Below are 22,354 nucleotides of genomic sequence, written 5' to 3' on the forward strand. Positions count from 1 at the left end.
GCCGTTGGGGCGCGGCGGACACGCTCGGTGGGTGTGACGCGGACGGTCCGCCGGATCCTGTGTGTGCTGCCCCTGCTGCTCGTGACGGTGATCGCGGTGCGGCACCGGGCGGTGCTGGCCGAGGGCTTCTCCCTGCTGACGACCGCCCGGTGGCCCTGGCTGCTGGCGGCGGCCGGTGTCACCTGTCTGACCTGGGTGGCGGCCGCCTTCACCCGGCAGGGTGCGGTGGTGGAGCGGCTGCCTCGACGGCGGTTGCTGGCCACGCAGTTCGCGGCGGGCGCGGCGAATCACATGCTGCCCACGGGCCTGGGCGCGAGCGCGGTGAATCTGCGGTTCATGACGGTGTGCGGGCTGTCGCCGGCCCGTTCGTCGGCCGCCCTGGCGCTGTATCTCCTCGCGGAGTCCGCCGGCCGGGTGGGGCTGCTGGCCGCCCTGCTCGTGGCGTTCCCGGGCGCGCTGCCGTTCGGCTCGCTGCTGCCCGAGGGGGCGCTCGGCCCGCTGCTGGTCGCGGTCGGCGCGGTGGTGGCCGCGGCGGCCGGTGTGCTCGCTGCCGTACGGCCGGTGCGCAGGGTGGTCCGTGCGTTCCTGGAAACGGCGTTGAGCGAGGCGCGGTCGGTGCACGCCCTGCCCTCCCGGGCGCTGGCGCTGTGGGGCGGGGCGCTGGCGTTCCCCGCGCTTCAGGCGACCGTGCTGGTGCTGGTGGGCGTGGCGTTCGGCCTGGCGGTGCCGCCCGCCCACATGGCGGTGGCGTATCTGGCGGCGACGGTCGCGGTGGCGCTGGTGCCCACTCCGGGCGGGCTCGGCTCGGTGGAGACGGCCCTGGTCGTGGCGCTGGTCGCGGTGGGCGGGGCGGCCGCCACGGCCACGGCGGTGGTGCTGGTCTTCCGGGTCGTCACGGTGTGGGTGCCGCTGCTGCCGGGGGCGTTGACGCTGGCCGCGCTGGTGCGGCTGAAGGTGATCTGACCGTCCGTCCGGGTAGGGTCCCGGGTCCGACCAGCGGAGACCGGGGTAGGGTCCCGGGTCCGACCAGCGGAGAGGGGCACTGTCATGCCGGTCCGGACCGAGCGCCGGGGACCCGTCACCACGGTCGTCCTGTCCCGGCCCGAGGTGCGCAACGCGGTGGACGGGCCGACCGCCGCCGCGCTGGCCGATGCCTTCCGCGCGTTCGAGGCGGACGACGGGGCCGCGGTGGCGGTGCTGTGGGGCGAGGGCGGCACGTTCTGCTCGGGCGCCGACCTGAAGGCGCTGGGCACCGAGCGCGGCAACCGGGTCGCCGAGGACGGGGACGGGCCGATGGGGCCCACCCGGATGCGGCTGTCCAAGCCGGTGATCGCCGCCGTCGCCGGGCACGCCGTGGCGGGCGGCCTCGAGCTGGCGCTGTGGTGCGATCTCCGGGTGGCCGAGGAGGACGCCGTCTTCGGGGTGTACTGCCGGCGCTGGGGCGTGCCGCTGGTCGACGGCGGCACGGTACGGCTGCCCCGGCTGATCGGCACCAGCCGGGCGCTGGACCTGATCCTCACCGGGCGTCCGGTGGCGGCCGCGGAAGCCCTGGACATGGGGCTGGCCAACCGCGTGGTGCCGGCGGGGCGGGCCCGCGCCGAGGCGGAGGAACTGGCCGCCGCCCTCGCCCGGTTCCCGCAGGCCTGTCTGCGCGCCGACCGTGCCTCGGTGCTCGGCCAGGAGGGCCTGGACGAGGAGGCGGCGCTGCGCGGCGAACTGAGGGGCGGGGCCGCCGTGGTGACGGCGGGTCTGGAGGGTGCCGCCCGGTTCGCCTCGGGGACCGGACGGCATGGCTCGTTCACGGACCTGTGAGACCGGCCGCGGTACGAACTGCCCCGCCAATACGGCAGGATGAGCGATCGTGCCGACCGCAGGTCAGGGTGCGGGTGCGGCACGCCCTGATTCCGCAGAACTCGAGCAGGTGACACATGACACGACATGGCATACGGCCGTCATCCGGGTGTTTCGCGGGAGGTGAGCGGTGACCCGCTCACTCACCATGGACGATCTGGTGCACGCCGGTATCGCCCTCGCCGCCGGCGTCGTCGCGGCGTTCCTCCTCCGCTTGCTGCTGCGCTGGCTGGGCCGGCACGCCGCACGCACCACCTGGCGCGGGGACGACGTCCTCGTGGACGCGCTGCGCATGATCGCGCCGTGGGCGGCGATCGCGGGCGGCGCGGCCTCCGCGGCGGCGGCGCTGCCGCTGACCCGGACCGTGCAGCACAACGTCAACCAGACGCTGACGCTGATGGTCATCTTCGCCGCGACCGTGTCGGCGGCCCGGGTGATGGCGGGGCTGGTGCAGGGGGTCACCCAGTCCCGTTCCGGCGTGGCCGGGTCGGCGACCATCTTCATGAACATCACCCGGATCCTGGTCCTGGCGATCGGTTTCCTGGTGGGCCTGCAGACGCTGGGCATCTCGATCGCCCCGCTGCTCACCGCCCTCGGCGTCGGCGGTCTCGCGGTGGCGCTGGCGCTCCAGGACACGCTCGCCAACCTGTTCGCGGGCATCCACATCCTCGCCTCCAAGACCGTGCAGCCCGGTGACTACATCCGGCTGAGCAGCGGGGAGGAGGGGTATGTCGAGGACATCAACTGGCGGCAGACCACCGTCCGCGCGCTCGCCAACAACCTGGTGGTCATCCCGAACGGGCAGCTCGCCAAGACGAACATGACCAATTTCATGCGCCCCGAGCAGCAGATGACGGTCCTGGTGCAGGCCGGCGTGTCGTACGACAGCGATCTGGAGCAGGTGGAGCGGGTGACCAAGGAGGTGATCGCCGAGGTGATGACGGAGATCACCGGCGCGGTGCCGGAGCACGAGCCGGCGGTGCGCTTCCACACCTTCGGGGACTCCCGCATCGGATTCACGGTGATCCTGGGCGTCGGTGAGTTCAGCGACCAGTACCGGATCAAGCACGAGTTCATCAAGCGCCTGCACCGCCGCTACCGCGAGGAGGGCATCCGCATTCCGTCGCCCGCGCGGACGGTGGCGCTCCAGCAGGGCACGACGCTGATCCCGTCCCAGCGGGACCTGGAGTCCGCGCCGGACGACATGACCACGGCCCGGCCGGTCTGAGGCCGGGAGGTCCCGGGCCGGGACGCACACGTCCCCGGCCCGGGTGACCGACGGACGGACGGTCGCCCGGGACTCGGCGTGGACCCCTGTCGAGCCGGGGCCCGTCACAAGATATCTTGATGTCGAGCAATGTTGCAGACGTGGAGCGGAGCACCCGGTGACTGACTCGACCATCATCTATACGCACACTGACGAGGCCCCGGCCCTGGCGACGTATTCCTTCCTGCCGGTGGTCCAGGCGTACGCCTCGCAGGCGGGTGTCGCCGTGGAGACGCGCGACATCTCGCTGGCCGGGCGCATCATCGCCGTGTTCCCGGAGTACCTCACCGAGGACCAGCGCATCCCGGACGCCCTGGCCGAGCTCGGCCGGCTGGCGAAGACGCCCGCGGCCAACATCGTCAAGCTGCCGAACATCTCGGCGTCGATTCCGCAGCTCAAGGCCGCCATCGCCGAGCTGCAGGCCCAGGGCTACGCGCTGCCGGACTACCCGGACGACCCGAAGACCGACGAGGAGCGGGAGATCCAGGCCCGCTACGACAAGGTCAAGGGCTCCGCCGTGAACCCGGTCCTGCGCGAGGGCAACTCCGACCGCCGCGCCCCCGCCTCCGTGAAGAACTACGCCAAGACCCACCCGCACCGCATGGGCGCCTGGACCTCCGAGTCCAATACCAACGTCGCCACCATGGACACCGACGACTTCCGCTCCACCGAGAAGTCGGTCGTCATCGCCGAGGACGGCGCGCTGCGCATCGAGCTCAAGGGCGACGACGGCTCCACCACCGTGCTGCGGGAGTCCGTGCCCGTGCTGAAGGGCGAGGTCGTCGACGCCTCCGTGATGCGGGTCGCCGCGCTGCGCGAGTTCCTGACCGAGCAGGTCTCCCGCGCCAAGCAGGAGGGCGTGCTGTTCTCCGTGCACCTGAAGGCCACGATGATGAAGGTCTCCGACCCGATCATCTTCGGCCACGTGGTGCGCGCCTTCTTCCCGAAGACGTTCGCCAAGTACGGTGACAAGCTCGCCGCGGCCGGCCTCACCCCGAACGACGGCCTCGGCGGCATCTACAAGGGCCTGGAGAACCTGCCCGAGGGCGCCGAGATCAAGGCGTCCTTCGACGCCGAGCTCGCCGAGGGCCCGGACCTGGCGATGGTCGACTCCGACAAGGGCATCACCAACCTGCACGTCCCCTCGGACGTCATCGTGGACGCCTCCATGCCGGCCATGATCCGCACCTCCGGCCACATGTGGGGCCCGGACGGCCAGGAGGCCGACACCCTCGCGGTGCTGCCGGACTCCTCCTACGCGGGTGTCTACCAGGCCGTGATCGACGACTGCCGGGCCAACGGCGCCTACGACCCGTCCACCATGGGCTCGGTCCCGAACGTCGGTCTGATGGCGCAGAAGGCCGAGGAGTACGGCAGCCACGACAAGACCTTCGAGATCCCCGTCACCGGCACCGTCCGCCTGGTCGACGGCAACGGCGACGCCGTCATCGAGCAGGCCGTCTCCGCCGGTGATATCTTCCGCGCCTGCCAGACCAAGGACGCGCCGATCCGCGACTGGGTCAAGCTGGCCGTCACCCGCGCCCGCGCCACCGGCGACCCGGCGGTGTTCTGGCTGGACGAGACCCGCGCGCACGACGCCAACCTGATCGCCAAGGTCGAGCAGTACCTGACGGAGCACGACACCGAGGGCCTGGACATCCGGATCCTCAACCCGGTCGAGGCGACCAAGCTGTCGGTGGAGCGCATCCGCCGCGGCGAGAACACCATCTCGGTCACCGGCAACGTGCTGCGCGACTACCTCACCGACCTGTTCCCGATCCTGGAGCTGGGCACCAGCGCCAAGATGCTGTCGGTGGTCCCGTTGATGGCGGGCGGCGGCCTCTTCGAGACCGGCGCCGGCGGCTCGGCGCCCAAGCACGTGCAGCAGCTGATCAAGGAGAACTACCTGCGCTGGGACTCGCTCGGTGAGTTCTTCGCGCTGGTGCCGTCGTTCGAGCAGTACGCCGAGGTCACGGGCAACGGCCGGGCCAAGGTCCTCGCCGGGGCCCTGGACCGCGCCACGGCGACGTTCCTCAACGAGGACAAGTCCCCGACCCGTCGTGTCGGCGGCATCGACAACCGCGGCAGCCACTTCTACCTGTCCCTGTACTGGGCGCAGGAGCTGGCCACGCAGACCGAGGACGCGGACCTGGCGAAGGCCTTCGCGCCGCTCGCCGAGACGCTCGCCGCCAACGAGGCGAAGATCGTCGAGGAGCTGATCGCCGTCCAGGGCAAGCCGGCCGACATCGGCGCCTACTACCAGCCCGACCCGGCCAAGGCGGCCGCGGTCATGCGTCCGTCCGCCACGTGGAACGAGGCGCTGGCGTCCCTGAGCTGACGCGAGCACCGCGAACGATCAGCGACCCGCCCCGGCCGGCATCACGCCCGGCCGGGGCGGTCCCGTGTCCGGCGTTGTCAGTGGTCCGTGCCACCGTGATCCTTGCGCGCACCACCGACCGAGCCCCAGGAGCAACCGCATGACGACCGACGCACCACCGTCCTTCGAGTACCTCCCCGGCGCCCCGGACTCCCCTGTGATCCTCCATGTGCCGCATTCCGCGCGGGAGATACCGGCGGCGGTCCGGTCCGGGATCGTGCTGGACGACGCCGGGCTGGAGCGGGAGCTGGACCACATCACCGACGCGCACACCGCGTCGCTCGCCGGTGCAGCGGCCCGGGCGTCCGCTGTCACGCCGTGGCTTTTCGTGAACCGGCTGTCGCGGCTGGTCGTCGACCCCGAGCGGTTTCCGGACGAGCGGGAGGAGATGCTGGCCGCCGGGATGGGGGCGGTCTACACCCGGACCACGCACAAGGAGGTGCTGCGGCCCGGCGGATTCGACGCCGAGCCGCTGATCGAACGGTACTTCCGGCCGTACGCCCGGGCGATGACGGAGGCGGTCGCGGACCGGCTCGCGGCGACCGGGCGGGCCGTGATCATCGACGTGCACTCCTACCCGAGCGCGCCGCTGCCCTACGAACTGCACGGCGACGGGCCCCGCCCGGAGGTGTGCCTGGGCACCGACTCCTTCCACACCCCGCCCGCACTGCTCACCGCGGCCCGCGAGGCGTTCGCGCGCTGCGGGGAGACGGGCCTGGACAGCCCGTTCGCCGGGACGTACGTACCGCTGGAGTACTACGGGAAGCGGGCGGAGGTGTCCGCGCTGATGGTGGAGATCCGCCGCGACACCTACATGACGGAGCCGGGCGGCCCCGCAGGCCCGGGCCTGCAGGCTCTCGCCGAGTCCCTGGCCTCCCTGACCGACGCGGCATAACGAGCCCCTCCGGCCCACCCAGCCTCTCCGGCCCACCCAGCCCCTCCGGCGTTTGAGGAGCGGGGGTCCGGGGGCAGAGCCCCCGGGGTCGGGACGGGAAGGGGCGGCGGGGGCGAAACTCCCCCCTCGCCCACCCACCCGGCAGGCTCACGCCCGCAACCACTCCGTCACCACCACGTCCTCCCCCGTACGCAGCCGCAAGGCAAACGGTCCGGACGGCGCCGTATCCGCACGGAACCGCCCCATCTCGTCCGCGGCCAGCGGCACCGCACCGCCCGGCCCCCCGAGCACCTCGATCCGGGCCGGCTGAGGCGGCAACACCTGCCCCATCAAGCCCCCCGACGTCACCTCGACGTCCAGCATCACCTCCCCCGCGCTGAACGTCAGCATGCGCGGCGGGTCCGTGGCCCCCCGCACCGGAATGGCGTCGACCAGCGAGTCGAAGGTCAACTCGGCCACCCGGGCCTCGAGGTCGTGCAACGCGTACGCGTCGATCGCGACCTGCAGCAGCGCCGGAGGCAACGGATCCAGCACGGCCGCCGCCCGCCGGAGCTCTTCCTCCAACGGCGCCCCGTCGACCCGCTCGTCGAACCCGTCGCCGTTCACACCGTTCGTGTCCCTCATATGGCCCCCCGTGCCTCGAGCCGGGCCCGCAGCCGGCGCAGACAGCGCTGGCGCAGCGGTCCGATGCTGCCCACCGCGATGTCGAGCGCGGCGGACACCTCCTGATAACTGGGCGGCGGCGAGGCGATGAGCACACGCAGCAACTGCCTGCACCGTTCGCCCAGTTCCTCGAACTCCTGCCACAGCCGCCGCACGCGTTCGCTCTGCTCACGCGCCGCCTCCGAATCCAGCAGCGACTGCTCGGGCGTGTCGTCCTCGCTGACGCGGTCGAGCAGTTGCGGGTCGTCGGTCAGCATCAGCCGGCGCGCGTTGCGGTGCACCTTCAGGCACTCGTGCCGCGCCGTGCTGGCCAGCCAGGAGCCCGCCTTCTCCGGTTCCCTGATCCGCCCCAGATGCTGGGCGAAACGGAACCAGACGGTCTGGTAGACCTCGTGCGCGTCGGCGTCGGAGAGCCGGTGCGCGCGCACCACGGACCACACCAGGGGGCCCAGACCTTCCACGATCGCCTTCCAGGCCGCCGCGTCGCCGTCGACAGCGGACCGGACCAACGCGCCGACTTCACTACGCTCCACGGTCCCACCCCTCGTGTACGGCACGTCATGGTACGCCGTGGAAGGAGGGACTCCGGTCCTCATGCCCGCGCGGACGGTGGTGAGACGGGCAGCGGGCGCCAGGTGGGCGGCAGCAGCGCGGGAACGTGCGCCCCGCGCACTTCGGCGAAGTCCGCGTTGGCGTCCAGCAGCTGACGGCGGGCCTTGCGCGGGTCGGTCTCCGCCTGCCCGCTCATGTGGGCGGCGATCATGCCGACGGCGACGGGGGTGGCGAACGAGGTACCGCTCCACTGGGCGAGCCCTTCGAACATCACCTGGTCCGGCTTGCCGGAGCCGCCCTCCTCGCTCAGTACCCCGGTGTGACGCGGGTGACGGCAGGTGCAGGCGTAGCCGAAGCCGTAGCGGCAGGCGTCGTAGGTGGAGTGCTGGTACACGTACGGCACGGGGCTGTCGAAGCCGGTGAGGGCGCTGACGAGGCGCTCGCCCGGCGCGTAGGCCTTCACCCAGCCGCCGTGGTTGCTGAAGCAGGCGCCGAACTCGCCGTCCGTGCGCAGGGCGCCGACGGACAGCACCGCGTTCTCGTAGCCGGGCAGGCCGGCGTAGGCGGCGGGCCAGAAGGGGGTGGCGCTGCCGTTGTTGCCGGCGGCGGCGACCAGGAGGGTGCGCTGCTCGCGCAGTTCCCGCATGAAGGCGTCGATGCCGAGGAGGCCGTCGGTCCGGCCGTTGGACGTGCCGGCGGAGAGGCTGAGGACGTCGGGCCAGCCGTCCCGGTCGACCGCCTCGAAGAGCTTCTCGCCGAACTCGGACTCCAGGATCGCGCCGGCGTTGTTGAGTGTGCCCCGCACGGTGATGTCGGTGTTGGGGGCGACGGCGGCGACGAGTCCGGCGATGAACGTGCCGTGGCCGCAGTACTGCTGGAGGACCCCGTCCTCGTCGCACTCGGCGGCCTCGGTGTCGCCGTGGGTGTGGGCGAGCAGCGGGTAGGAGCCGTGGTCGTGCGTGAGGCCGGTGTCGATGACGAGGACGTCGACGGCGGTGTCCGGGTCGTGCGCGGTCTCGGCGGCGGCCGGGTTGGGCCGGCCGCCGCGCGCGACGGGCACGGGTTCGTCGCCGGGGCAGGCGTTGACGGCGATGGACACCACGTGGTTGCGGCTGATCAGCCGGCGTCCGGCGCGGCCCTCGGTCGCCGAGAGCGCGCGCAGGGCGCCGGCGACCGCCGGGTCGCCGCTGCCGTCGCCCTGGCCCGGGTCGGCGACCTGGATGCGGGTGATGCCGGAGCGGTTGGTCTCGGGGCTCGCGCGGCGCACCTGGTCCGGGGTGACTCCGGAGAAGGTGGTGAAGTGCGAGCGCACGGTGTCCTCGACGACGCGGGCCTCCTCCCCGTCGCGGGCGAGGACGACACCCTTCTCGTAGAGGAACTCGCCCGCGTCGTCCGGCCCGATCGCCAGGGGGACGTCGGGCATGGAGCGCTGGATCTGTGCGAACTGCTCACGGAATCGCTGTGGTGCCATGGCATGCCCTCCACTCGGACGGTGGCGGCCGGGGCCGCCGAGCTGTCGTGATGCAGAGCCACAAGACGGCCGTTTGATACAACGACCGGCCTGTGGGGTGCTGTTGAGACCACTACCATCGTGGGGTGACAGCGGGATGCGACACGGTGCTGGAACTGCTGCCGATGGTGTTCGCCGACCCGGGTGAGGCCCGGGCGAGGGCAGAAGAGGTCCTGGACGACCGCCCCGCGCCGCTGCACGCCTCCGTCGCCCATCAGGTGCTCGGCATCTGGCAGCGGGACTTCGGCGACATGCGGCTCGCCCTGCGCCATCTGCGGCGGGCCAGGGACTGGGCGGCGCGCGCGGACTCGGCCGAGCGGGAGGCGGACGTCCTGGCCACGCTCGGCGTCGCACTGGTGCACGCCGGGCGCACCCGGCAGGGCATGGACGCCCTGCGGCGGGGCGTCGAGCGCGGAACGGGGCACACACGCGCGCGAGTGCTGTACCGCCGGGCGTACTCGTGGTGGGTCCTCGGCCATCACAAGGAGGCGCTGGAGGACGTACGGCGGGCGATCCCGGTCCTGCGGCAGGCCGACGACGTGATCTGGACGGCGCGTGCGCTGACGCTGCGGGCGACGGTGCATCTGGCGCTGGGCGCCGTGGAGCGGGCGGACGCCGACTTCACGGCCGCGGAGGCGCTGTGGGACACCACCGGCCAGGAGCACGACAAGGCGGACGCCGTGGAGAGCCGGGGGCTGGCCGCGTTCCGCGCGGGCGACATCCCGGCGGCGCTGCGGCTGCTCGACGAGGCGGAGGTGCGGTACGCCAAGCTGGGCACGCCGACGTTCATGCTCAGCATCCGGCGCTGCGAGGTGCTGATGGCGGCGGGTCTGCCCGCGGAGGCGCTCGCCGAGGCGGACACGGCGATCAGGGCGCTGGACGGCATCGGCGGGCAGTCGACGCGCAAGGCGGAGCTGCTGCTGGCCGCCGCGCGGGCGGCGCGGGTGGCCGGCGAACCGCAGACGGCCATCGCGCGGGCGGCGCTCGCGGTGCGGCTGTTCGCGGGGCAGCGGCGCACCTGGTGGGAGACGCACGCGCGGCTGGTGCTGACCGAGGCCCGGCACGCGGCCGGGCGCGGGTCGGGCCGGCTGGTCGCGGACGCGTCGGCGGTGGCGGAGAAGCTGGCGGCGCTCGGCGCTCCGGCCGCTCCCGAGGCGTCGTTGCTGGCGGGCCGGATCGCGCTCGATCTCGGCTGGACGGCGGACGCGGAGGCGCATCTGGCGGTCGCGGCGCGCAGCAGACGGGTCGGGCCGCCGCTCGCGCGGATGACGGGCTGGGCGGCGCAGGCGCTGCGCGCGCAGGCCGCCGGTTCCGCGCGGGGTGTGCTGGAGGCCTGCCGGCGCGGCCTGGACGTGCTGGACGACCACCGGATGACGCTCGGAGCCTCGGAGCTGCGGGCCCGCGCCACCGCCCAGGGCGCGGAGCTGGCCGCCCTCGCGCAGCGGGCCAGTCTGGTCTCGGGCGGGCCGCGGCGGCTGCTGGTGTGGAGCGAACGCTGGCGGGCCACCGCGCTGTCCGCACCGCCCACCCGGCCGCCGGCCGACCCGGCACTGCTCAGCGGCATGACCGCCTACCGGGAGATCGCCGCCCGCGCGGAGGAGGCCCGGATGGAGGGCAAGCCCGTGCCGGCCCTGGAGCGCGAACAGCGGCGCCTGGAACGGGAGATCCGCTCGCGGACGCTGCACATGCGCGGTGCGGCCGCCGACGGCGGTGACCGTTTCGACGTGGGCCGGCTCCTCGCGCGGCTGCGCGACAGCGGTGACGCCCAGCTGGTGGAACTCGCCGTGCTCGACGGGCGCGTCCAGGTGCTGTTGTGCGGGCAGGGCCGGGTGCGGCGGTTCGAGGCGGGGCCGCTGACGGCGGCGGAGACCGAGGCGGAGCACGTGCAGGCAGGGCTGCGGCGGCTGGCCCATCCGGGGGCGGAGTGCCGGCTGCCGGTGGTGGAGGCGGCGGGCCGCCGGCTGGAGGAGCTGCTGCTCGGTCCCGCCGCGGCGCACCTCGGGGACGGGCCGGTGGTGATCGTGCCACCGGGACGGCTGCACCGGGTGCCGTGGGCGCTGCTGCCGTCGCTGCGGGAGAAGGTGGCGACGGTGTCGCCCTCGGCGAGCAGCTGGCTGCGTGCGAAGGACACGGCGCCGCCGCGCCGGGGCCGTCAGGTGCTGGTGCGCGGCCCAGGGCTGGCGACGGGCGGCGCGGAGGTGTCCGAGCTGGCCGGCCGCTACGGCGGTGCGACGGTTCTGGAGTACGCGGACGCGACGGTGCCGCGGGTGCTGGGCGAGCTGGACGGGGCGGCGCTGGCGCACATCGCGGCGCACGGCGTGTTCCGCGCGGACGGCCCGTTGTTCTCCTCGCTGCGGATGGCCGACGGCCCCTTGATCGTGCACGACTTCGAGCGGCTGGACCGCAGCCCGTACCGGATCATCCTGTCGTGCTGCGACACCGCGCGGTTCGCCACGGTCGGGGCCGACGAACTCCTCGGCCTGGTCACGGCGTTGCTGCCGCTGGGCACGGCGGGGGTGGTGGCGTGCAGCGCACCGGTGAACGACGCGGCGGTCGTCCCGCTGATGCTGGCGCTGCACGCGGCGCTCGACAAGGGCCTGTGCCTGGCGGAGGCGCTGCGCGACGCCCGCGCGGCCCTCCCGCAGGACGCGGTGCACCGGGCCACGGGCTGGGCGTTCACGGCGTTCGGGGCGGCGTGACCCTGATGCCGGCGGCTGCGGTGCATCGTGGTTTTCCCGCCCTCCTGGTACGTGGGTCCGGTGCACCCCTCAGGGCGCGGGGCCGTGTCGCTGTGCGGCGCCGCCGCGTGGGCGCGACCAGCCATGCAGGACCCGCGGCCGCCGACCGGCGGAACCCGCCGAGCTGTCAGGCGACCACCACCGCGCGGCGGCCGGACGCACCGAGCCGGGTGTACGCGCCGTACAGGTGATTGCCGACCGTACGCACGGACAGGGTGAGCCGTTCGGCGATCTGGCGGTTGCTCAGCCCCGCCGCGGCGAGGGCGACGATCTGCCGTTGCCGGGCGGTGAGTTCGCCGAGGACCAAGCCGGCCGTCGCGGGCGTGTGCGCGTTCCCGCAGCGGCGGGCGAGCGCGACCGCCCGCGTACGCGCGGTGCGCGCGGCCAGCGGTTCCCGGTGGGCGGAGACGGCCTGGGCGTACGCCTCCGCGGCGAACAGCAGGAAGCCGCGCCGCTCGAGTTCCGCCGCCACGCGGTCCAGGGCGGGCCCGTCTCCCCGCACGAGGGCGTCGGCGTGGTCGGCGAAGACGCCGGTGAGCCGGCCGGCGGCCCGCTCGGGGGTGCCGAGGCGTACCGCGTCGTAGGGGTCGGTGTCCGGGTCCGGGAGGCCTTCCGCGCGGGCGAGTTCTGCGCGGCAGGACGCGTCGTCGGGGGCGGCGTCCAGCCCTTCGCGGGCCCATGCGGCCGCCTCCCGCAGCTCGCCGCGCAGCCGTGCGCACCGAGCGCGCAGGGCCGCGTATCCGGCCGGTACCGGCAGGCCCTCGCCCACCAGCCAGTCCCCCACCGGCGCCGGGACGGCCGCCAGGTCCGCGCGGTCGATCCGCCGGGTGAGCTCCGCCGCCTCGGCGTCCAGGGCGGGACCGTGGGCGCCGGACGGGCGGGCGAGCCGGCGGGCGCGCAGTCGGCCGGCCGCGGCGCGCAGCACCGGGCCGTGCAGGGGGTGGGCCAGGCGGATGCGGTCGTGGTCGTCGACGTCGATCAGGCCCTCGGCCTCCAGGTGTTCCAGAGCGGTGAGGTCGAGGTCGTCGGCGTCGAGGGGCAGGGGTTCGGCGAAGGCGAGCCGGTCGAGGGTGTCGCGCTCCGGGCCGGGGGCGCGGTCCAGGAGGCGGGCGGTGCGGGTGCACACCGCGGGTGTCAGGGGCACGGGCCCGCGCCAGGTCCAGGTGCGCGGGGCGGCGGCGGTCCGGGCGGGTCGGCGTACGGCGTCCACGAGTTCCCTCAGCAACCGCAGGTCCCCGTCGCACAGGCGGTACAGCCGGTGGGCGGTGAGTGGTTCGGGGGCGTCGTCCGCGTCCGCCCCGAGCAGGCGCATGGTGTGCTCACGGGGCAGGGGCGCCAGGGGCAGCCGGGGCAGCAGTTCCCCGGTCCACAGGCGTGACACGGCGGCCGGCACGGGCTCGCCGTCGGTGACGACGACCAGCAGCCGGACCCGGCCGTGCACGGCGAGCTGGTGGAGCAGCGCGGCGGAGGCGTCGTCGAGCAGGTGGGCGTCGTCGATCAGCAGGGTGCGTATGTCGGACAGGTGGTGCAGCGCGCCGTGCAGGGTGGCGGGCGCGGGCAGCAGCGGGGCGAAGGCGGCGAACGGGAGGTGCCGGCTCTGCGGCGTCCCGGTGACGCGGGCGCAATCGGTGCCGCGTACGGCCTCGGTGACGAGGCGGGTCTTGCCCCGGCCCGCCGGACCCGTCACCACGATGCCGCGCCGGGCGCCCCGCAGGGAGTGGCGTATCTGCTCGAGCTCGTCCTCCCGCCCGGTGAACGGCCAGGGCCGGCGCGCCGCCGGCTCCGTCGTGTCCGTCTCCCGTGTCCCGGTCTCATGCGTCCCGGTCTCATGCGTCCCGATGGTGCCCTGTCGTGAAGTCGTCACGAGAACAGGAGCCCCGCTACTCAGGTCTGATACACCGGGACTTGAGCAGACCCCGGCTCAGGCGCCTCGCCGGGGTGGCGGGGCAGGCTGTCGTCCATGACCGTTCGCCACTGCTCGCTGCCTCGGGAGCCGGCGCCCGCGTTCGCGCCGGGCCTGGCCGCCGAGCGGCTCCGCGCGCTGGCCGGCGGGCGGCGCGTGTGGGTCAACGGCACGGTGCTGCACTACTGCTTCTTCGACGGCGACACGGACGGTTCGGAGATCGCCGTACCCGGTACCGGGCGGACCCGGTGGGTGTCCTGGGGCGGGGCCGAGGAGCAGCGGGACGTGGTGCGTGAGTGCTTCGCCGAGTGGCGGGATCTCGGGCTCGGGGTGACGTTCGCCGAGGTCCGTGACCGCACCGAGGCGGAACTGCGCATCGGGTTCCAGGCCGGTGGCGGCTCCTGGTCGGCCGTGGGGCGGGAGGCGCTGCACAAGGGTGTGCACGAGCGCACGATGAACTTCGGCTGGGACCTGACCGCGCCGGGCGGACGGGCGACGGCCCTGCACCAGATCGGGCACGCGCTCGGCATGCTGCACGAGCACCAGAGTCCGTACGCCGGGCTGCACTGGGACGAGGAAGCGGTGTACGCCGAGATGGCGGGCGCCCCGAACCACTGGAGCCGGGACAGCACGTACCGCAACATCCTGCGCACGCTCGGCCCGGACGAGGCCAACAGCTCCGTCTGGGACCCGCAGTCGGTCATGCAGTTCGCGCTGCCGCCCGGGCTGATCCTGGAGCCGGAGCAGTACCGCGGGGGCGTGCACCCGCCCGGCACCCTGTCCGCCGCGGACAAGGAGTTCGTGCTGCGCCGGTATCCGCCGGCGGCTCCGTCACCGCCTCCCGTGCTGGTGCCGTTCCGTTCGGTGCCGCTGCGTCTGGGCCCCGGCGAGCAGGCGGACTTCGTCATCGAACCGCCGATGACCCGTGACTACTCGGTGGGCACGTTCGGCGACGGCGACCGGGTCCTGGTGCTGTTCGAGGAACGGGACGGCGAGCCCCGCTTCCTCGCCGGCCACGACGACGGCGGGACCGCGCACAACGCGACGATCACGGCCCGCCTGGTCAAGGGCCGCCGCTATTACGTCCGCACCCGCCTGTACTCCGCGTGGGGCCCGGGCAGGACAGCCCTCATGTGCTGGTGACAGCACGGTCCGCCCGCGGACACCAGAACCATTTCCGGCGCCGGGGGAGCGGCCGGGGGGACGCCACCTTCGGGGGAGGGTGACGTCTTCCCGGCCGCGGGCTTCACCGGGGAGAACGACGTTCCCGCAGGCGCCGCCGCGCGGCTTCGGCAGCCATGAACCGTCGCCGGTCAACACAACGCACCACGACGCTCATGTTGCCGAGAACGGCCGCCTTCCTGAAACCGGCCTGCCCAAAACACCGTTGGCTCCGGTGATCGACAGAACTTCACCGTAAGGGAGCCGCCTTGACCAGGCCGTACCTCGCACGCTCCAATGCCGCGTTCGTCGTGGGGCTGGTTGGGGGTCTCGCGTTCTTCGGGTTCTTTCCTGGGCTCCCGCATGTCATCGACTGGGGCGCCGTCCTGGTGTCCGTTGTCGTCGGGGGGCTGGCGCGATGGGCGTGTCAGGGGTGGATGGACAGGTCGGCGAAGAAGTCCCAGCGCCGCATGTGACGAGCGCGGTCGCGTCGCGTGTTGGCGCTCCGTACGGCACGCGGGGCGTGGCCGCGTGCACGGCTCGTTTCCGGCTGGCCCAAACCTTGAGGAATCGCTTGGGTGCAGCGGAGAAGGGGATTTCGCAAGACTCAGGTCATTCATGGAAATATGCGTTCCAACGGTCCGCCCATTCAGGGCGCGATCCACAGATTGACCCGAATGCACCCCCGCCCGGTAGCTGTTGACGCTCGTTCAGTTCGTGAGTGTCGGCGTCGGGGCACCTAGAGCGAGGTCATCGCACGATCATGAATCGTCAGGGCGGTGAACAAATCTTCACAGATAGCGCGTCTTTGTGTTCACGTCTGGCCTGAACCGTTCGGATGTGGTGCTTACATCCGGGCAAAGAGCGTTCCGTTCGGCGGAACGGTGCTGGTGCGGGCGTTGCGGCGGCGACAGCGGGCGGCCAGAGTGACGGAGGCGGAGGCGGTGTGACGATCTCACGGATGCCTCCGACGCAGACCATTCGGCCGCACCTCGCGCGCCCTGGTGAGCGCGCTGTGCCCTTCTCGTCCCCCTGCAGAGATCCCGTCGAGAGATCCCCCTGAGAGATTGGGTGCCGTAGTGGACGCTGACAACGATGCCATCGCCGTCGTGGGCATGGCGGGCCGGTTCCCCGGCGCGCCCGACACGGAGGCACTGTGGAGACTCCTGACCGAGCGCGCCGACGCCATCCGCCCCGTCCCCGCCGACCGCTGGGACACTGCCCGCCCCCTCGACCCCGGCAGAACCGTGCAGGCGGTCGGCGGCTTCCTCGAGGGCGTCGACCGGTTCGACGCCGCCTTCTTCGGGATCTCCCCGAGGGAAGCGGCCGACATGGACCCCCAGCAACGGCTGCTCCTGGAGGTCGTCCGGCGCGCCCTGGAGGACGCGGGGCAGCGCACGGCGGACCTCAAAGGCTCCCGGACGGGGGTCTACGTCGCGGCGTCGTGGCACGACTACGAAATCCTCCGCAAGGAACACGGAGCACGGCCCACCCAGCACAGCCTCGTCGGCAGCGCCCTGGACGTGCTCGCCGCCCGGATCAGCTACGTCCTGCGGCTGCGCGGTCCCAGCCTCACCGTCGAATCGGGCTGCTCCTCTTCGCTCGTCGCGCTGCACCTGGCCGTGCAGGCACTGCGATCGGGCGAGACCGACACCGCGATCGTCGGTGCGGCCAACCTGATCCTGTCCCCGGACGTGTCCGTGGGACTCACCCACTTCGGCGGCCTGTCCCCCCAAGGCCGCTGTGCCGCCTTCTCCGCGTCCGCCGACGGCTTCGTCCGGGGCGAGGGCGTGGCGGCCGTCTGCCTGAAGCCCTTGTCGCGCGCGCTGGCGGACGGCGACACGGTCCACGGGATCATCGAGCGCACGGCGGTCAACAACGACGGCGGTGACGAGAGCATGGTCACCCCCAGCGCGGACGCCCAGGCGGAACTGCTGGCAGGCGTCTACGGGGACCGCCCGGGCGCGATCCCCGCGGACTCCCTCGCCTATGTGGAGGCCCACGGAACGGGCACCCGGCGCGGCGACCCGGCGGAGGCCCGCGCGCTCGGCCACGCCGTCGGCAGGCACCGTACGACCGGCCCTCTGCCGATCGGCTCGGTCAAGACGAACATCGGGCATCTGGAGGCCGCCGCCGGGATGGCCGGGCTGTTCAAGGTGCTGCTCGCGCTGCGGCACCGGGTGGTGCCGCCGAGTCTGCACGCCGAGGTGCTCAATCCCGGCATCCCCTTCGACGACCTGAACGTGCGGGTGCTGCGCGACCCTTTGGAACTGCCGCGCACCGGTCCCGTCCGGCTCGGCGTCAGCTCCTTCGGCTGGGGCGGCACCAACGCTCACGTGGTCGTGGCCGCACCGCCCGGGGAGGACTCCGGACACCGCACGTCCGGCTCCGCCCGGGCCACGGCGTCGGCACGGAGCCGCCCGGAGCGTCCGCCCACCGGGCTCCCCGTACTCGTCCCGCTGTCCGCCCACGAACCCTCCGTGCTGGCCGAACGGGCCGCGCAGCTCGCGGAGCGGGTGGCGGACGGCCCGGACACCTCCGCCGCCGTCCGCGCCCTGGCCGGAACCCTGGCCTGGCGCCGCGACCACTTCCCCGTGCGGGCGGCCCTGCTCGCCGGCACCCCCGGCGAGCTGCCGGCCGCGCTGACCGCCGTGTCCCGGCGTCCCGAGGACAGCGACCGGGCGACGGTGGTGACGGGCCGTGCCGTACCCCGTGGACGCACCGCGTTCGTCTTCCCCGGGCAGGGCTCGCAGTGGAGCGGCATGGGCGAGCAGCTGTACCGCGACAGCCCGCTGTTCGCCGACGTGGTGGCACGGTGCGCCGACGCCCTGCGCCCGCACGTCGGCTGGGAACTCCTGGACGTGTTCTCGGGGAAGTCCGGCGACGACTGGCTGGACCGCGTCGACACCCTGCAGCCCGTGTCCTGGGCGATGTCACTGGGCCTGGCCGCGCTGTGGCGGGCCGCCGGTGTGGAACCCGACGTCGTCCTGGGCCACAGCCAGGGCGAGATCGCCGCGGCCGTGCTCGCCGGAGCGCTGTCGTACGAGGACGCCGCGCTGGTCCTGGCGCGGCGCAGCGCGATCGTCCGCCGGACCTGCGGGCACGGGCGCATGATGGCGGTGGACCTCGACCGCGACGCCGCCCTCGCGGCGGTCCGTCCGTTCGGGGACGCGATCTCGCTGGCCGCGCACAACGGGCCGACGTCGTGCGTGCTGTCCGGGGACGGTGACGCCGTACTCGCGCTGCGGGAGCGGCTGGAGGCGGACGGCACGTACTGCAAGCTCGTCAACGTCGACTACGCCTCGCACAGCGCCCAGATGACCGCGCTGCGGGACGACCTGCTGGACGCGCTCGCGGAGACCGCCCCGCGGCCGGGCACCCTGGAGCTGCTCTCCACGGTGCACGCCGAGCCGGTCGACGGCTCCCGGATGGACGCGGCCTACTGGGCGGCGAACCTGTGCCGCCCGGTGCTGTTCGCCGACACCATGAGCCGCGCGCTGGCGGACGGCGTCACGCACGTCGTGGAGATCAGCCCGCATCCGGTCCTCACCCCGGCCGTCGAGCAGCTGATCGCCGCCCAGGCACGGCCCGTGGCGACGCTGGCCACGCTGCGCCGGGGCGAGGGAGGCCCGGAGGCCTTCGCCCGCGCGCTCGCCCTCGGCTACACCGCCGGCCTGGAACCCTTCGGCGACCTGCCCCGGGGCGGCCCCGTCCCGCTGCCCGCGTATCCGATGCGGCCCGAGCGCCACTGGTTCGCCGACGGCCGGACGTCCGACCGTTTCGGGGCGGTCCGCGGGCTCGACGTCCGGCTGGAGCCCTCGCCCGGCGAACGGGACGTCTGGCACGCCGTCCTGGACGTCGGCACGGCGGACCTGCCCTGGCTGGCCGACCACCGGGTGCACGGCACGGCCGTCCTGCCGGGTGCCGCGACCCTGGCGCTGGCGGTCGACGCGGCGCGGGCACGGTCCGGTTCCGCACCGCGCACCCTGCACGACGTCACCCTGAGCGCCGCGGTCGCGTTCGCCGGCGAGGCCCCCCGGCGGCTGGCCGTCGAGTGGCGCGACGACATGAGGGAAGGGGGGAGCCTCCGATTACTGTCGCTGACCCCCGACGGCACCGCCTGGACCGAGCACGCCTCGGCGCGGGCCGGCTACCTGGACGACGCCGCGGCCGGTGCGACCTGGCCCGGCTGGGACGCCACGGCGGAGCCGGCGGACACCGGTGACTTCTACCGCGAGGCCGCCGGGCGCGGGCTCGACTACGGCCCCGCCTTCCGCTGTGTGCGCGCGCTGTACCGGCGGCCGGACGGCCGTGAGGCGGTGGGCGAGGCGGTGCTGGACGAGCAACTGAGGGGCGCCGCAGGGCAGTTCCTGCTCCACCCCGCGCTGTGGGACGGAGCCCTGCAGGTCTCACTGGCGCTGTTCGACCAGGACGCGGCGGATACGGCCCTGGTGCCGACCGCGATACGCCGGGTCCGGGTGTTCGCGTCCCCCGGCGAGCCGGTCATCACGGTGCGGTCCCATGCCGTACGGCACGACGACGGCACCGTGGACGTGCACGTCTTCGACGGCGACCGCCGGCCGGTGCTGTCCATGGAGGGGCTGCGGCTGGAGGCGGCGGCGCGTGCCGTGTCCCCCGGGGCCGTGGACGCCGAGCGCCTGCACCTGTTGCGGTGGACCGACGTCACGGACGCCGGGCTTCGGGCCGCTCCCGCGCCCACCGGGCCGTGGATCGTCTGCGGCGCCCCGGGCGGCCTCGCCGAACCCCTCGCCGACGCCCTGGCGGCCCGCGGCGCCACGGTCGACCGGGTGGCCGCGCCGGACGACGGGGGCGTACTGGGCGGTGCGACCGCGCCCGGGGGTGTCGTGTTCGCCGCTCCCCCGCCCGAGGCGGGTCCCGCCGCCCGGCAACGGGGGCTCGCGGCGCTGACCGAGGCCGTACGCGCCTGCGCGGCGCTGCCCCGTCCACCGCGGCTGACTGTGGTCACGGGCGCCGCCCGGGCGGCCGCCGCGGGCGACCGCCCCGACCCCGGTGCCGCCCTGTACTGGGGATACGCCCGGGTGCTGCGCCGCGAGCATGGAGAGTTGCGGTCCCGCGTGGTGGACGTCGACCCCGCCGACGACGGCTGGGCCGGCGCCTGTGCCGCCGAACTCCTCGGCGCCGGCGACGAGGACCAGGTCGCCCTGCGCGGCGGGACCCGTCTGGCCGCCCGGCTCACCCGGGCCGACTCCCCCGGTGCTCAGGACGTGGCGTGGCCCCCGCTGCGCGCCGTGCGGCAGCCGTTCCGGCTCGCCGTCACCCGGCCCGGCCTCTGGGAGGGCGTACGGGCCCGGCCGGCGGGCGAGCGGCCGCCCGGGCCCGGCGAGATCCAGCTCGAAGTCACCGCGGCCGGGCTGAACTTCATCGACGTGATGAAGGCGCTCGGCACCTACCCCGATCCCACGGGCGGCGCCGGGTTGCTCGGCGGCGAGTGCGCGGGCCGGGTCGTCGCCGTCGGCCCGGAGGCGACCGGGTTCGTCACCGGACAGCGCGTGGTGGCCTGCGTGTTCGGCTCCCTGGCCGACCGCGTGACGGTCCGCGCCGAGCATGCCCGTCCCGTTCCCGACGGACTCGGTGACGCGGAGGCCGCCGCCCTGCCCCTGGCCATGACGACCGCCTGGTACGGACTCGTCGGCCTCGCCCGCCTGGAACGGGACGAGACCGTGCTGATCCACTCGGCCGCCGGAGGGGTCGGGCTCGCCGCCGTGCAGGTGGCCCGGCTGCTCGGGGCCCGCGTCCTCGCGACCGCCGGGAGCGAGTCCAAGCGCCGGCACCTGGCCTCCCTCGGCGTCACCGACGTGTTCGACTCACGGGACCTCGGCTGGGCGTCCGGCGTGCGCGCGGCCACCGCGGGACGCGGCGTCGACGTGGTGCTGAACTCCCTGACCGGGGCGGCCATCCCCGCCGGTCTCGACGTGCTCGCGGAGGACGGGCGCTTCGTCGAACTCGGCAAGAAGGACATCCACGGCGGCCACCGGCTCGCCCTGGACCCGTTCCGCAAGGGCGTCAGCTTCAGCGCGGTGGACCTCGCCGGGCTGATGCAACGCCGGCCGCGGCGCTTCGCGCGGGTCCTCTCCGACGTGTGGGACCGCGTCGCCGACGGCACGCTCGCGCCGCTTCCGCTGCGCACCCGCCCGTTCGCCGAAGCGGTGGAGGCGCTGCGGGAGCTGTCGCACGGCGACCACATCGGCAAGTTCGTCCTCACCGATCCCTCCACCGTCGGGGGCGTGGCTCCGGTGCCGCTGCCGGACGGCCGGTTCCGGGCCGACGCGACCTATCTGGTCACCGGCGGGCTGGGCGCCCTCGGCCTGTCGCTGGCGGAGTTCCTGGCGGACCACGGCGCGGGCTCGCTGGCTCTGCTGGGCCGCTCCGCGCCCGGCCCGGAGGCCGAGGCCCGCATCGGGGCACTGCGCGAGGCCGGCACCCGTGTGGAGGTGCTGCGGTGCGACGTCGGCGATGCGACGGCCGTGCACGACGCGCTGCGCACGGTGCGGGCGCGCATGCCGCGGCTGCGCGGCGTGTTCCATGCCGCGGGGGTGCTGGCCGACGCCACGATCGCCACGCTGACACCGTCCCGGATCGCCGAGGTGCTGGCCCCCAAGGCGGCGGGCGCCCGCAATCTCGACGAGGCGACCGCCGACGACCCGCTCGACCTGTTCGTGCTGTTCTCCTCCGCCGCCGCGCTGGTCGGCAACTCCGGACAGGCCGCGTACGCCGCCGCCAACGCCTTCCTCGCAGGCCCTGGCCGAGAACCGCCGCGGCCGGGGCCTGCCCGCCCTGAGCGTGCAGTGGGGGCCGTTCACCGGCATCGGTCTGGCCGCCGCGGAGGAGCGGCGCGGCGCCCGGCTCGACGAGCGCGGCATGGGCGGCTTCCCGGTGCGGGAGGCCTGGCCCGCGCTGCTGCGGATGCTCGAGCGCGACACGCCGGTCGTCGGCTACGTACCGCTCGACCTGCGGCGGTGGTTCGAGGCGTATCCGGACACCGCCGCACTGCCCAGCTGGCGGATCCTGCACGAGGCCGCGGGCAGTGGCGGCGAGGGCGGTGCCGCGGTGACCGGCGGGGCCCTGCGCGACCGGATCCTGGCCGCCGCCGAGGAGGCGCGGGCGGGTATCGCCGAGGACGTCGTGCGCGAGCTCACCGGGCGGGTACTGCGGCTCGCCCCGGAGCGGATCGAGCCGGACGCCCCGTTCAAGGCGCTCGGGCTCGACTCGCTGATGAGCCTGGAGCTGCGCAACCGGCTGGAAGCCGCGTTCGGCACCCGGCTGTCCCCGACGCTGCTGTGGGCCCACGACAGCGTGCGGGCGCTGGCGGGGGCGCTGATCGCGGAGATGGTCCAGGCCCCGCCGTCCGCGGGCTGACCGGAGACCCGCCCGTTCCGGTACCGGTCCGACGTCCGA

At 74.1% G+C, this 22,354-nt stretch carries 13 protein-coding genes and 1 pseudogene; 10 read left to right on the forward strand and 4 right to left on the reverse strand.

Annotation, left to right across the window (positions count from 1 at the left end; translation table 11 throughout):
* The first annotated feature begins 63 nt into the window (after nt 1-63).
* The 5 genes from AC5L3C_RS02970 (at nt 64) to AC5L3C_RS02990 (ending at nt 6,390) form a co-directional block, all read left to right on the forward strand.
* Nucleotides 64-963, forward strand: coding sequence for a lysylphosphatidylglycerol synthase transmembrane domain-containing protein (locus tag AC5L3C_RS02970; RefSeq protein WP_493653724.1), 900 nt, complete (start codon nt 64-66; stop codon nt 961-963).
* Between the two features lie 84 nt (nt 964-1,047).
* Nucleotides 1,048-1,812, forward strand: a complete 765-nt coding sequence (locus tag AC5L3C_RS02975; protein WP_493646682.1) for a crotonase/enoyl-CoA hydratase family protein — start codon at nt 1,048-1,050, stop codon at nt 1,810-1,812.
* A 169-nt stretch (nt 1,813-1,981) separates the two neighbouring features.
* A complete protein-coding gene (locus AC5L3C_RS02980; protein WP_493646683.1) occupies nt 1,982-3,079 on the forward strand; it encodes a mechanosensitive ion channel family protein in 1,098 nt (365 codons plus the stop codon).
* Between the two features lie 157 nt (nt 3,080-3,236).
* Nucleotides 3,237-5,456 (forward strand): NADP-dependent isocitrate dehydrogenase, encoded by a 2,220-nt coding sequence (locus AC5L3C_RS02985; RefSeq protein ID WP_493646684.1) that lies wholly within the window; start codon nt 3,237-3,239, stop codon nt 5,454-5,456.
* A gap of 139 nt (nt 5,457-5,595) precedes the next feature.
* On the forward strand, nt 5,596-6,390 hold the full coding sequence (locus AC5L3C_RS02990; protein WP_493646686.1) for an N-formylglutamate amidohydrolase: 795 nt from the start codon (nt 5,596-5,598) through the stop codon (nt 6,388-6,390).
* A gap of 147 nt (nt 6,391-6,537) precedes the next feature.
* On the opposite strand, the gene AC5L3C_RS02995 is transcribed toward AC5L3C_RS02990, so the two are convergent.
* Genes AC5L3C_RS02995 through AC5L3C_RS03005 form a run of 3 tightly spaced genes read right to left on the reverse strand, consistent with a single transcriptional unit; the run spans nt 6,538 to nt 9,076 of the window.
* A complete protein-coding gene (locus AC5L3C_RS02995) occupies nt 6,538-7,014 on the reverse strand; it encodes a hypothetical protein (protein WP_493646688.1) in 477 nt (158 codons plus the stop codon).
* A complete protein-coding gene (locus AC5L3C_RS03000) occupies nt 7,011-7,586 on the reverse strand; it encodes an RNA polymerase sigma factor (protein WP_493646690.1) in 576 nt (191 codons plus the stop codon). Before AC5L3C_RS03000 ends, AC5L3C_RS02995 begins: the two co-directional genes overlap by 4 nt.
* Nucleotides 7,587-7,645: 59 nt before the next feature.
* A complete protein-coding gene (locus tag AC5L3C_RS03005) occupies nt 7,646-9,076 on the reverse strand; it encodes a S8/S53 family peptidase (protein WP_125502295.1) in 1,431 nt (476 codons plus the stop codon).
* 125 nt (nt 9,077-9,201) lie between these two features.
* Here AC5L3C_RS03005 and AC5L3C_RS03010 point away from each other — a divergent pair, with 125 nt between their 5' ends.
* The gene (locus tag AC5L3C_RS03010; protein ID WP_493646692.1) at nt 9,202-11,814 is read left to right on the forward strand and encodes a CHAT domain-containing protein; all 2,613 of its coding nucleotides are present in this window, start codon (nt 9,202-9,204) and stop codon (nt 11,812-11,814) included.
* 166 nt (nt 11,815-11,980) lie between these two features.
* Here AC5L3C_RS03010 and AC5L3C_RS03015 read toward each other — a convergent pair whose 3' ends face one another.
* Nucleotides 11,981-13,717, reverse strand: coding sequence for a helix-turn-helix transcriptional regulator (locus AC5L3C_RS03015; protein WP_493646693.1), 1,737 nt, complete (start codon nt 13,715-13,717; stop codon nt 11,981-11,983).
* A 96-nt stretch (nt 13,718-13,813) separates the two neighbouring features.
* Here AC5L3C_RS03015 and absR1 point away from each other — a divergent pair, with 96 nt between their 5' ends.
* From absR1 to AC5L3C_RS03035, 4 genes and pseudogenes are all read left to right on the forward strand, one after another.
* Entirely contained in the window at nt 13,814-14,899 is a 1,086-nt protein-coding gene (absR1, locus tag AC5L3C_RS03020; RefSeq protein WP_493646695.1) for a beta-glucuronidase AbsR1, read from the forward strand.
* Between the two features lie 287 nt (nt 14,900-15,186).
* Entirely contained in the window at nt 15,187-15,393 is a 207-nt protein-coding gene (locus AC5L3C_RS03025) for a hypothetical protein (RefSeq protein WP_493646697.1), read from the forward strand.
* 639 nt (nt 15,394-16,032) lie between these two features.
* Nucleotides 16,033-21,633: pseudogene (locus tag AC5L3C_RS03030) on the forward strand (SDR family NAD(P)-dependent oxidoreductase); the annotation flags it as partial.
* Between the two features lie 229 nt (nt 21,634-21,862).
* Nucleotides 21,863-22,315: an acyl carrier protein gene (locus AC5L3C_RS03035; RefSeq protein ID WP_493653725.1), complete on the forward strand. Its 453-nt coding sequence runs from the start codon at nt 21,863-21,865 to the stop codon at nt 22,313-22,315.
* Nucleotides 22,316-22,354 lie beyond the last annotated feature (39 nt).

Source organism: Streptomyces speibonae (genome assembly GCF_984686075.1).

Coding starts and splice junctions, on each gene's coding strand:
- AC5L3C_RS02975 (WP_493646682.1), top strand. CDS start 1,048: ATGCCGGTCCGGACCGAGCGCCGGGGACCCGTCACCACGGTCGTCCTG.
- AC5L3C_RS02990 (WP_493646686.1), top strand. CDS start 5,596: ATGACGACCGACGCACCACCGTCCTTCGAGTACCTCCCCGGCGCCCCG.
- AC5L3C_RS02995 (WP_493646688.1), bottom strand. CDS start 7,014: ATGAGGGACACGAACGGTGTGAACGGCGACGGGTTCGACGAGCGGGTC.
- AC5L3C_RS03005 (WP_125502295.1), bottom strand. CDS start 9,076: ATGGCACCACAGCGATTCCGTGAGCAGTTCGCACAGATCCAGCGCTCC.
- absR1 (WP_493646695.1), top strand. CDS start 13,814: ATGACCGTTCGCCACTGCTCGCTGCCTCGGGAGCCGGCGCCCGCGTTC.
- AC5L3C_RS03035 (WP_493653725.1), top strand. CDS start 21,863: ATGCTCGAGCGCGACACGCCGGTCGTCGGCTACGTACCGCTCGACCTG.